This window comes from Pseudomonas violetae (assembly GCF_023072615.1).
Classification (GTDB): Bacteria; Pseudomonadota; Gammaproteobacteria; order Pseudomonadales; family Pseudomonadaceae; genus Aquipseudomonas; species Aquipseudomonas violetae.
Genome location: NZ_JAKNRW010000005.1, coordinates 291,117 through 303,538, shown reverse-complemented (window position 1 = coordinate 303,538; position 12,422 = coordinate 291,117). Strand labels below are relative to the sequence as shown.

Below are 12,422 nucleotides of genomic sequence, written 5' to 3'. Positions count from 1 at the left end.
TTTTTGACCTGATTAAAACCAATGCCCCTGGATGGTTATTGACCGCATCCAGTCAATTGCGCTGCGAACTTTATGAGAGCCTGATCGCAAGCCACGGTTCAAGAAGCGAGCTGGCCGAGATCCTCAAGGACCTTCAAGCGCCCGACGCATTCTGCCTCCCGCTACTGGCCAAGGCCCTCTCGGACAAAGTGGGTAACCCTGTTGATCCTGTCGGTGTCATTTTTCAACATGTTCGCTCCACTTCCAGCCTGCTGGGGCTGCGCAAGAAGCTGGTCCTGCCGATCGACCGGGATCTGCTGACTGCTGCCTGCGAAAATTTCGAGCTCAGTGAAACGTTGTCGCAGAATTACAGCAGTACGTCGACCCTCTATATTCCTGAAAAAATCACCGGGAGTGTCAACAGGATATTGCCTGTCGAGCCGCACGAGTTTGCCCTGTTGTGTCGAAAACTAGACTTGGGCAAGCAGTACCAGACTCATATCAAGTCGCTGTTTGAGCCGCTATCTGCGGTTAACCCATTATCGGCCAAGTTTGTCACCCACGCCAAAAACAGCTTTGAAGTGAAACGCCATGTGGCGCTGATGACTCAATCCATCAGTGTTGAAATGCACCAGGCATTGAAGGGCGTCAAACTTCAACAGGCCATCGTTCTGAATAGCCGCACCCTGGGATACCAGGCGTTGAAATTGTTTGACGTGACCATCCGTGGGGCGCTGCGTATCGGGCCAGTCGGTGATCATGACGGCACCCGCTGCGCGGTCTATCTGCCGGATGACCCACTGCACCCGCTGAAGGAATACGCTTCGTATACAGACTTTGAAGCGCAATTAAGCCGGCGACTGAGACAGAGTGAGTTCCGCCAGCACTTCCTGCGCTATATCAAGCTCAGTGAACGTGCGGTTTTTCTGGAAACCCTGAATAAACGCTTGGCCTCACCCAGCGGCTCGCCGTTACCCCCGAGCAGTGTCTACGTGTCGGTATCAGTTTCGGATCTGCAAGGCGATCCGTTCCAGGAGCTCTTCCGTCAATACTCGCAACAGATGCTGGCCGATTCCCGATTGCTGGTAGTTCCCACGGACGATGAAGACGAGAAGAGCCGCCTGCAAAGACTGGAGACCTACGAGAGCATCGGCCTCAATCTACTGCTTTTCGGTGCCTCTTTTGTCCCGGTGGTTGGCCAGGTCCTGTTGGCGGTAACCGCCTTGCAGATGCTGGTGGAGGTCTACGAAGGGGTCGCCAGCTGGGCCAGAGGCGAGCAGGAACAGGCCACGGATTACTTGTTCGATACCGTGGAAAACCTGATCCTCATGGCTGCTTTTGCCGCAGGCACAGCAGTCGCTGGAAAGGTTTTCAGGTCGGTCAGGAGCTCCGTGTTCATCGAGCGGTTGAGGAAGGTGCCAGGTAGCGACTCCCGGGGCCGCTTGTGGAATCCCGATCTGGCGATTTACCAGCAAAGCCGGCGGTTGCCCGCAACACTGGCGCCTGATAACAGGGGACTTCAATGGGTTGACGGTCAGGCATTCCTGCCCGTCGACAACAGGCTTTATGCCGTTCGCCCGAAACCTGCCACGGATCTTTGGGAAGTGCTGCCGGCGGTGGGCAGCAATGACACCTATGCACCGTTGCTCGAAACCAACGACGCCGGGGCCTGGCGGCATGATTCGGAGCTGCCGCTGGAGTGGGACCGAATCAAGCTGTTTCGGCGTTTCGGTTATCACCAGAATGACCTGTCCGATACCACGGCCGGACAGATTCTTGCTGTCTGTGCCATCGATGATTCGGTTCTGCGCCAGGCCCACGTCGACCGAAGCCATCCCCCGGCACTACTGGCCGATACGGTGCAGCGCTTTCGCGCCGATGCGGCAATCAACGCCTTCATTGCGCAATCAAGAAACCCTTCACTGGCCGCCCAGGCCGACCCTGATCTGCAATTGCGGCTGTTGACCGCCTACAGCCGCTGGCCATCGAATTGCAGGATCAAAGTGGTCAATGCGAGTGGTCGGCAAGCCGCTCTGTATGGACCAGCAGGTGCCGCAGAGGGCAGCACCATCAGTATCGAGCAGCAGGTGTTATTCAATGGACAATTGCACGCCTCGCTGCTGTCGGCGATGCAAAGAAGTGCTCGAGAAAGCTTGCTGGGCACGACATCAACGCAGCCAGCGACCCAGGCTTCTGCGCTGGCGAGGGTGGTGGCCGAACAGGCTGAAAGTCATCGATCAACCCTGTTCGATTGGGTTTACATGCGTACCGAAGTGGCGAGTGACGCCCGTGCAACCCTGTTGATGGACAGGTTTGCCCAACTGCCCCGGGCCATTGCCGAAGAGCTGGTGAGGAACGCCGAAACCGCTGAATGGGATGCCCTGGAGGCGGGTGACATACCTTTGCGGCTCGCTGAGGAAGCGCGTCGCTATCTCCAGGTGATGCACGTCAGTCGGGCCTACGAAGGATTGTTCCTCGATGCGACGGGAGGCTTGGCCACTAACCGCCTGGTCCTCGACACATTGCAACAGCTCCCGGGCTGGACCGACGACATATGGCTGCGGATGAGCGAGGCAATTGGCGCCACGACCCGGTCGGCCTATATTGGTCTGGAACAGGCAACGGAAAAAGTGCGAATCGACATCCATCCCGATCACTATTCTGTCGTGGTCGATGACATCACTCCCTCAAGCATTGTCCGCAACCGAACGCGTGCAAGCTACTTTGAAGCCCTCTGGCATGGACTCTCGGCTCAGCGCAGGACGGCATTGGGGGTGAACACCCGTGACGCCGGTAAGGCGTTGCGCGAGAAAATCACCGAGCTCGCGCTGGCCCGGCGCGCTGCAATCGCACAACTTGTCAATGCCATGCCAACCTGGTCAGGCTATACCTCGCCCATGCGGCTGGCGGATCGACCCATGCCGAAAACGCCCATGGCCAGCCCCATTCGCCTGGTCGTCAACAGTTCTGACAACGTACTGGTCAGCAGGGCGCTGGAGTTGCATCCGCTCCATTGCCCCGCAAAAATTCATGCCCTGGTCAACGCCCTGGGGACGAACGTCATTACCGTGCTGACCAAGCTCGAAGCACTCAGGCTGGAATTCCAGACAATCAGGCAGGTGCTGAGTCAGTGGGTCAGTCGGCAAACCTGGCATCAGCAGCCCGGTAGCCCAAGGCTTGAGGTCAGTAAAAACGCAAAATATCATACTGCCCAAAAGATCATCCGTTGCTGGCGCAAAGAGCCGGAATTTGCGGACTCTGACGACAGGCTACTGGGCACGCTGATCTTCGCGCCTCAACCCTTGGGCGAGCTGCCGGTCATCACTGGCGATTTCAGTCATGTTGGCCGGTTGGTGATGAACGGCGTAGGTGCCAGCGCCGGATTGAATGCTTTTCTGCATAACTTTCACAATCTTCGCCACCTCTCATTGCGAGGCAATCATCTGACCAGGTTGCCCCTGGCCCTGGGCAATATGTCCAGTCTGGAGCATCTGGACCTCAGTGATAACCAGATTCAACTGACCGCCGAATCAGTGACACTGCTGGCGGGTATGACACGTTTGGAGTCCGTGGATCTTTCTTTTAATCCAAACCTGACCCGGACTCCCGACGTCAGCGCACTGCAACGCCTGGAGCAACTTAATCTGCGCGCGACCGGGATCAACCAATGGCCTGCTGGCGCTTCGAATCTACCGCAGCTGCGTGAACTCGATTTACGCGATAACCAGATTGAAACCGTTGGGGAGGAGGTTTTTACCGGTAATTCACTCGGGAACAAAGGGACTCATATCCACGGCAACCCGTTGACAGCTGACACCTTGAAAAAAATCGTGGCGCACCAGCAGAAAACCGGCGTCAACCTTGGGGTGATCGCCTCGGAGTATCGCCGGCCTGGCGCATACACCACGCCCCAGGCGCAGAGCTCGCATTGGCTGGTGGGCCTGGGCGAAATTGAAGCGCAACGCCGGCAAACGGTGTGGGAATCATTGCAGTCCTACCCTGATTCCAACAGTTTTTTCGATGTACTGGGGCGTTTGTCCGCGACGGCCGACTACACCCATTTGTACCATCACCTCAGCGAGCGGGTCTGGAATGTGCTGGAAGCGGCGAGCCTTGATGATCGCTTGCGCCGCGCGCTTTTCCGCCAGTCGAGGCTCGCCAGGTTCAGCATTGATGGCTACTCGTCACTCTTCAGCGAGATGGAGGTCCAGGTGCTGTGCTACCGGGCCAGGGTGTCGGCTGCCACCGGCGTCGAGTCGCTGGAGCAGCAACTGGTCACCTTGCTCAGGGGCTTGTTCAGGCTGCAGCAGGTCGAAGGTTTGGCGCTGGCTGACATCAATATGCGGCCCGGTTCGCAATCCGCTTCTTATGAACATGCACTGGAAATCAGCCTGGCCTATCGAGTGGGCCTTGCGGAACGCCTGGGCCTGCCGTCGCAACCGCGGTACCTGTTGTCGCGCTCGAATGTCGAGGTATCGGCAGCGTCGCTGGATACGGCTTATCAACGGGTGCTGACCGTTGAAGGCTCCAGTGCAATGCGCGAGTGGATGATGACCCAAGGGTTTTGGACTGAATACCTGGAGTCCTCCCATGAGGAGCAGTTCCTGGCGATCAATGACCGCGTGGCGCGGGGGGTCGCGCAAGTCGAATCTCAATTTGATCTGTCCCGCGAGGCGTCGACCGGACGCGTGAATACCATCATCGACAATTTCAAGAACGAGCGTCGGGCACTGATGCGCCAACTGACGGCCGCCGCGCTGACGCGTTATCCCGCCCCCGCTGCGCCAAGCGCCAGCCGCCCGCCGGAGACCGCCCAATGATTGATGATCTCCAGGGCCCGACTGATGCCCCAAAACCGACGGTCACGGTTAACATGCGTGACGAATTAAAAGCCGCGCTCGATCTCAGCCTCCCACAAACCCCGGCGGAGTTCGCCGAACGCCTGATCAAGGAAAAATGGGGCCTGGGCATCGATCCGCGAACGGCCTCGCTGGTCACGCTGGATTATCATTTCAAGGGTCATCCTGCACGTGAGGGGGTCGAACAGGGCCGGGTCGCGAGCTCTCAGTCGCTGCTGCAAGCCGTGCTGTCGAATTATCAGACGGTGGGCGACGGGCGATTCGCAGAAAACGCGCTCGGCCTCTACTCGCCACCCGATGTCGGCCCCAGCGTCAACATCGTGGAGAATGTCGACGAATTTGCCGACCATGGCAGCGGCAACCACCAAGCGCATGAAGGTATCTATCGCCAAACCACGCCGCAAGTGTATGGGCCGTCGACACAAATCCCGCTACGCCCCGACGAGTTCAAGAAATGGGTTTGGAATCTGAATTTGAAGGGCTTGTACCAGGCCTACCTGAAGCAGGCCTGGCCGGGCGACGATGCGCTGGTTGCAACTGCGCCCTGCGGTTTGCGCACGGCGGCCAAGGCGGCGTTTGTCATGGCAGCGTGGTTGCAACGGCATGAGCGACGTCTGAGCCAGGAGGGCCTGCAGCTGGCCCTGCAGGCCGCAGGCTTGCCGCCCAACCAGCAGTGGAACACCCTGACCCTCGCGCAGTTGCATGCGCCGACCCTAATTGTGCCGCCCATCACTTGCGGCCTGCTCAAAATCTACCGCTACACCGCGACCGATGTCTGGGCTTTGCGCAACGCCCATAGCGGGCGGATTGTGCTGTATGTTCCGGGCAACTCTTCGCCGTTACATGACTTCGCCAACGCGTCTGAACTGCGCCAATGGGCGGTAGTGCAGGGTCGAGGCAGTGCCACCAGGCAGGCGCTGGCTGGCCACTTTGCCGAAGAGGATCGGGAGGATGGGTTCTTTCATGCCGGCGTCTTCACCGCCCTGGATGGCATGGCCCTTTATCCGGCCAAACATTGGCTGGGCAACAATGCCGGTTTCTTCAATAACGACGGTTACTGGGACCCGAGCGACTATATCGGTTTCGAGGATCAGGCGGCGGACACCGATCCGTTCGCGCGGCTGGTACTGACCATGAAGCAGGCCGCCCGGGCGAATGCTGAGAGCATCCGTGACGACGCGCAGGTCAATCGCGACAACCTCAGTGCGGTTGTGGAGCCGGTCGTGCAATGGGTCAACCGGTTCGGGCCACTTGCTCTGTTCGTCCCGGGAGGGGAAGGGATGCTGGCGCTGGCTGGATTGATTGACGCCGGATATGGGCTGGACCATGCGATCAACGCCAGTAACTCCGGCGAACGTTCTGCAGGCATAACCCGCACCGTCTTTGGCGTACTTAATGCGCTGCCAGTGATGGGCGCGGCGCTGGAAGTCGAAACAACCGAAGCCGGTAGCATCACGCAACGGTACCCTGAGCGTGAGGCCCCTGCACTGGAAGATACAACCACGCCGACACCCGCCATCGCAGGCCCGGTGCCGGCAACCAGGCTGGAACTGATGCGCGGCCTCGGCCCCTCGGTAGCGTCCTTCAGTGATGAGGTGCTGGCACAGATCAACAAGGTCTGTGCAGTGGATGACGACATGCTGAGGTTGATGCAGACAGGTCGCGCGCAAACCCCGTTGCTGGCCGACACCATCAGCCGTTTCAAGCTCGCTCAGGACCTCGGTCTATCCGCCAGCCCGGCGCTGTTCAACAGCCGTTATGCAGCGCTGCAACAGTCGCAGCATGAGTGGGTCAGGCTGTTCCAACAGCAGTACCCGGACCTTCCCAAAAGCGCCATCGAACAAATGCTCGATCGCCAAGGTGTCGACATCCAGCAATTGCCCCACGCCAGTGAAATCCCGCCAGTGATTGCACGCCTGCACAGCAAGGCGCAACAGTACCAACTGCACGTGCGCCTCAATCGGGCCTATGAAGGCTTGTTCCTGCGGACGGCGGCGAACCCCGGGTCGGACGCACTGGCGCTGCACTCGCTGAAAAATCTACCCGGCTGGCCGAATGACCTCAAAATCGAGATCCTGGACGGCACGGCTTCCGGTCGAGTACTTGACCGTTGCGGGTCACTCGATGCCGCGCATTTGCGGCAGATCATCAAGGCTGGGGGGCACTATCTGCGCGCAGACCACCCCACTGACTTTTTCGACGCCGTGCTGGGCGTATTGACGGATGAAGAGTGCACGGCTCTGCAACTCCGGTCGCCGGATCCCGCCAGGGATCTACGGCTGAAAATCGCCGATTGCGCGTTACCCCGTGCCGAAACACTGCTCGGTCTGCAAAGGTTGGACGCCGGCCTGGCATTCGAGCCGACGGGGCTGCGCGGCGGGGGTTACCCAAACACTCCCGAGGGTCAGTCGCTGCAGTTACGAATGAACAAACTGCAGTTGCGCAATGTTTACCCGAACATCAGCGAGGCGCAAATGGATCAACTGATCCACGACGCCGGCGACTACCTGCAGGCGTACATCGATCGGCTGAACCTGCAACTCGATCAACTCCTCTACGACTTGAACGACTGGGTCGGGCAGGTGGCGCAGGACATCCATGACATGGACATTACCGTCCTGAACCTGGGCGACCCGCAAGCCGCGGGTATGAACGCGATGCAGATCGCCACACAAAACGACCATGTGATGCAAATCGCAGCGGAGCAGGAGCGCGGAGTCAGGACAGAGCTTGCCGAGGAGTTGGTGGCTATCTGGCAGAAACGCGGTCCGATGCAAGATCGTTTATATCGGGATGGTCGGTTGCGCGGCGTCAGGCTGGTGCTCGACTTCGAGGATTACCATCGATTGCCGGCGATGAGCATCAAGTTCAACGAGGTGCTTGAACTATCATTGCGAGGCTTCGACCTGGGCGTGCCAGAAAGTCTCAATGGGTTCCTCGAGAGCTTTCCAAACCTTGAAGTATTAAATCTGGAAAGTATGGACCTGAGTCGCTTCATCATGGGCACTGAAGGCAGCGTTTTGCCGCCCGTGATCGGCCAGATGACCCAACTGACTTCGCTCAACTTGCGAACCACGCGGCTGGTATTCAACGAGCGTACTGCCTCGCAGTTGTGCGACCTGACCCGCCTGGAAACTCTCGACCTGGGCGAAAACCCTTTAGGGGTTCCACCGCTGTTGGTTGGCATGAACAACTTGCGCTGGGTCAACTTGAGGAATACCGGAATCAGCCGCTGCCCTCTGGGGATCCCGGATGAACCGCACTTCACGTTCCTTGATTTGAGCCACAACCAAATCACGCGAGTCCCCCAGGCCGTGGTTAACCAGGCTACCGCCAGGGACCGGGTATTGCTGTGGAACAACCCGCTGACGGATCCGGACACTTTGCAACGGTTGGTGGCGCATCGTGAGCGCACTGGGATCAACTTATGGTTGAGCAGCCCGGGGGTTGGTTATTCTGAACCTGCGGCCTGGTTAGTCGGAGTTGAAGCAGAGCACCGCAATACAGGGTTGCAGATCTGGCAGCGAACGCTACTCAAGCCTGCGGGGGCGCGACTGTTGGGCAGCATGAACACCCTCAGCCTCACACCGGAATTCCGGGTCAGGTATCAGGATTTACAGGCGCGTGTATGGCGCCTGTTGAGCGAGGCGGATGCCTCGCCAGAGTTCTGGGCAAGATTGGTTCGTGACGTGCCTGTGAGCACAGGTCCATTGGACAGTCCCATGGCTGTGCTGGGCGTTCTGGAAGACCGTGCCAGGTTATTCCATGACTGGGTGGCTCTGGGGCGACCGTTTCCAATTGAATAGCGATGAGGCATGACCCCGATCGGGGTCATGCCTGTAACGCGTCAGCGACGACGAAACAGTGGCAGCGGTTCGTCAGTGGCGGCCTGATAGGTCACCGAGAAGTCTTTGAGGCTGTCCAGCGCTTCGTAAGGGTCTTTGTCGGCGCGCAAGGCGAAGGCATCAAAACCGCAGCGACGCAGGTAAAACAGCTGATCGCGCAGCACATCGCCGATCGCCCGCAGCTCGCCCTTGAAGCCATAGCGGTCACGCAGCAGGCGGGCGTTGGAATAGTTGCGACCATCGGTGAAGGCGGGGAAGTTCAGGGCGATGACCTGGAACTGGTCCACGTCATCACCGATTTCTTCCGCTTCTTCATCCGCATCCAGCCACACGCCAAGGCCGCCATCGCGGGCCTTGAGCATTCGGCTGTGTTCACGCCACAGTTGCAGAGGGACGATCAGGTCATCGCAGTTGCTGATCTCGTCGATATTGAAGTCCTTGGGCAGCAGGTGCCAGGTTTCGTCGACGACTTCGTTGTTCTTAATGATTCGCTGCATAGACGCGCTCCTTGAAGAGGTCGATGCCGATACGCTGGTAGGTGTCGATGAAGCGCTCGTCTTCGGTACGTTGTTCGACGTACACGTTGATCAGCTTCTCGATCACGTCAGGCATGGCTTCCTGGGCGAAGGACGGGCCGAGGATCTTGCCCAGGCTCGCATCGCGACTGGCGCTGCCCCCCAGGGAGACCTGGTAGAACTCTTCACCTTTCTTGTCCACCCCGAGAATGCCGATGTGGCCGACGTGGTGGTGGCCGCAGGCGTTCATGCAGCCCGAGATGTTCAGGTCCAGTTCACCGATGTCGAACAGGTAGTCCAGGTTATCGAAACGACGCTGGATCGATTCGGCGATCGGGATCGATTTGGCGTTGGCCAGGGAGCAGAAGTCACCGCCCGGGCAGCAAATGATGTCGGTCAACAGGCCGATGTTCGGCGTGGCGAACCCTTGCTCACGCAGTTCACCCCACAGGTTAAACAGTTGGCACTGTTCGACGTCCGCCAGAATGATGTTTTGCTCGTGGGACGTTCGTAGCTGGCCAAAGCTGTAGCGATCAGCCAGGTCGGCAACGGCATCGAGTTGTTTGTCGGTGATGTCCCCCGGGGCAACGCCGGTCGGTTTCAACGACAGTGTCACGGCGACGTAACCCAGCTTCTTGTGCGCCAGGGTGTTGCGCGTGCGCCAGCGGGCGAAGCCCGGGTGCTGCTGGTCAAGTTCGGTCAATGCCGCGCTCTGATCGTCCAGCGCCTGGTAGTCGGGGTCGACGAAGTGCTTGGCGACCCGATGCACTTCGCTTTCGGTCAAGGTGGTCTGACCACCGCGCAGGTGCTCCATTTCCGCGTCGACTTTCTGGGCAAAGACTTCAGGGGTTAGCGCCTTGACCAGGATCTTGATCCGCGCCTTGTATTTGTTGTCACGACGGCCATAGCGGTTGTAGACACGCAGGATGGCGTCGAGGTAGCTCAACAGGTCCTGCCACGGCAGGAATTCGTTGATGAAGGCGCCGACCACTGGGGTACGGCCCAGGCCGCCCCCGACCAGAACTCGGAACCCGAGCTCGCCCGCCGCGTTATGCACCGGTTCAAGGCCAATGTCATGCACTTCTATGGCGGCACGGTCGGACGTCGAACCGTTGATCGCGATCTTGAACTTGCGGGGCAAGTAGGCGAATTCAGGGTGGAAGGTAGTCCACTGGCGGACAATCTCGCACCATGGGCGCGGATCAATCAACTCATCGAAAGCGACGCCAGCGAACTGGTCGGTGGTGACGTTGCGCAGGCAGTTACCGCTGGTCTGGATTGCGTGCATCTGCACGGTGGCCAGTTCCTCCAGGATATCCGGGATGTCTTCCAGCGCCGGCCAGTTGAACTGCACGTTCTGTCGGGTGCTTATGTGGGCATAGCCCTTGTCATAGTCACGGGCGATCTTGGCCATCATTCGCGTCTGGCGCGAAGTCAGCTGGCCGTAAGGCACCGCGACCCGCAACATCGGCGCGAAACGCTGGATGTAAAGGCCATTTTGCAGGCGCAGGGGGCGGAATTCTTCTTCGCTCAGCTCGCCTGCCAGATAGCGTCGGGTCTGATCACGGAACTGCTTGACGCGGTCCTCGATGATCCGCTGATCGTACTCGTCGTATACGTACATATAAGTCCTGTTCTCAGGCTTGGGCCGGTCGGTTCCAGCTGCATGTGAGGCTTGCTGAAGTCCGATAGTGCCTCGGCGATTCTGCGCGCACGGCCGCGCACTCCCAACGGAGCCGGGGCAAGATACCAGTTTGTAGTTATGCGCAAAAGTGATGTTTGAGTATATGTAAAGAACCAAAACGACTAACGAGAATCGTTGTTACCAAACCCACGTTTGTGGTGTGGGCAATCGTCGTCTTAACTGTGAGCGAGTCTTCCTGCAATCACCGATAAAACCGACAAGAGGCGATGCAATGAGCAACCCTACCAAAGCTTCAAAACCCGATAGTACGGTGGATGCCTGGGCCATTTTGTTCCTGATCATCCTGGTCGTGGGTACTGCTGTTTTCTGGGTCAGTCATCAATAACCAACCTCGTCCGGGCCTGGTGCCGACGGTTGTCAGACAAAATCTGCAGTAAAGGCCGATTTACCGGGGTTCGCTGGCTATAATGCGCGGCGGATTTTCGGGGCCCGGACGACCAATGCTCAAATACTTCTTCACTCTATTGCTGGCATTCAGCGCTGCCTGGGGCCCGGTTGCGCGCGCCGAATCGGTGCTGTTCCTAAGTCCCGGTGGCACCAACGAAAACTTCTGGGTGAGCTACGCGCAGTTCATGCGAGCGGCGGCGGATGACCTGGGCATTGACCTGCAGGTGCTCTATAGCGATCGCATGCCGGAATTGACCCTGGCGCAAGCCCGTCAGGCCTTGCAGGGGCCACACCGTCCGGATTACCTGATCTTCGTCAACGAACAATACGTTGCCCCGCAAATCTTGCGCCTGGCCCAGGGCAGTGGGGTGAAGCTGTTCATGGTCAACGCGACCCTGACGGACAATCAGAAAAGCCTGCTGGGGGAGCGTCCTGACCTGCTGGGCAGTCTGGTGACCAATGACGAGGAGGGCGGCTACCTGATGCTCAAGGAACTGATTCGCCAGCATCCGCCTGCCGCGCCCGGTCAGGTGATCGAGTTGCTGGCCTTTTCCGGCTTGAAGATCACGCCCTCTGCCCATTTGCGCGAGCAAGGCATGTATCGCGCCTTGGCTGAACATCCGGAGGTACGCTTGCGCCAATTGGTGTATAGCGGCTGGATCCGGCAGCGGGCGTATGAGCAAGCCCGAATGCTGTTCCAGCGCTATCCGAAAGTGACTCTGGTGTGGTCAGCCAATGACGAAATGGCGTTCGGCGCGATGCAGGCGTATTCGGAGGTAGGCGGGGTTCCGGGCAAGGACGCACTTTTCAGTGCGGTCAATAACTCGCCTTTGGCCTTGCAGGCAAAGGTGGACGGACGCCTGAGCGTGTTAGTGGGCGGGCACTTTACCCTTGGCGGCTGGGCGCTGGTGGAGGTGCATGACCATGAACTCGGTGTGGATCTGAGTCGGCACGGGGGACGAGACCGGATGATTGCGTTGTTGCAAGTGATCGATCAAACGCAGGCCAAGCGCCTGCTGGCCATGAAGACTTCGACCGATTATCAGGTGGATTTCCGGCGCCTGTCGGCAAAAGGTCGCCCGGCGTCTTACCGGTACCCCTTCAGCATGCTCACCCTGATGCACTGACAGCG

At 58.9% G+C, this 12,422-nt stretch carries 5 protein-coding genes; 3 read left to right on the top strand and 2 right to left on the bottom strand.

Annotated elements, in window-relative coordinates:
- Positions 1-38 precede the first annotated feature (38 nt).
- Complete coding sequence (locus L9059_RS10050; protein WP_247290483.1) at positions 39-4,799, top strand: NEL-type E3 ubiquitin ligase domain-containing protein; 4,761 nt, start codon at positions 39-41, stop codon at positions 4,797-4,799.
- The gene (locus L9059_RS10045; RefSeq protein ID WP_247290481.1) at positions 4,796-8,644 is read left to right on the top strand and encodes a dermonecrotic toxin domain-containing protein; all 3,849 of its coding nucleotides are present in this window, start codon (positions 4,796-4,798) and stop codon (positions 8,642-8,644) included. The genes L9059_RS10050 and L9059_RS10045 overlap by 4 nt, the downstream gene beginning before the upstream one ends.
- Positions 8,645-8,685: 41 nt before the next feature.
- On the opposite strand, the gene L9059_RS10040 is transcribed toward L9059_RS10045, so the two are convergent.
- On the bottom strand, positions 8,686-9,180 hold the full coding sequence (locus L9059_RS10040) for a DUF934 domain-containing protein (RefSeq protein WP_247290479.1): 495 nt from the start codon (positions 9,178-9,180) through the stop codon (positions 8,686-8,688).
- A complete protein-coding gene (locus tag L9059_RS10035; protein WP_247290477.1) occupies positions 9,164-10,822 on the bottom strand; it encodes a nitrite/sulfite reductase in 1,659 nt (552 codons plus the stop codon). Before L9059_RS10035 ends, L9059_RS10040 begins: the two co-directional genes overlap by 17 nt.
- 521 nt (positions 10,823-11,343) lie before the next feature.
- Here L9059_RS10035 and L9059_RS10030 point away from each other — a divergent pair.
- Positions 11,344-12,417 (top strand): ABC transporter substrate-binding protein, encoded by a 1,074-nt coding sequence (locus L9059_RS10030; RefSeq protein ID WP_247290476.1) that lies wholly within the window; start codon positions 11,344-11,346, stop codon positions 12,415-12,417.
- Positions 12,418-12,422: the final 5 nt, after the last annotated feature.

Bases quoted from the DNA above. Each gene is read 5' to 3' on its own strand.
- L9059_RS10045 (WP_247290481.1), top strand. From the start codon at position 4,796: ATGATTGATGATCTCCAGGGCCCGACTGATGCCCCAAAACCGACGGTC.
- L9059_RS10040 (WP_247290479.1), bottom strand. From the start codon at position 9,180: ATGCAGCGAATCATTAAGAACAACGAAGTCGTCGACGAAACCTGGCAC.
- L9059_RS10035 (WP_247290477.1), bottom strand. From the start codon at position 10,822: ATGTACGTATACGACGAGTACGATCAGCGGATCATCGAGGACCGCGTC.
- L9059_RS10030 (WP_247290476.1), top strand. From the start codon at position 11,344: ATGCTCAAATACTTCTTCACTCTATTGCTGGCATTCAGCGCTGCCTGG.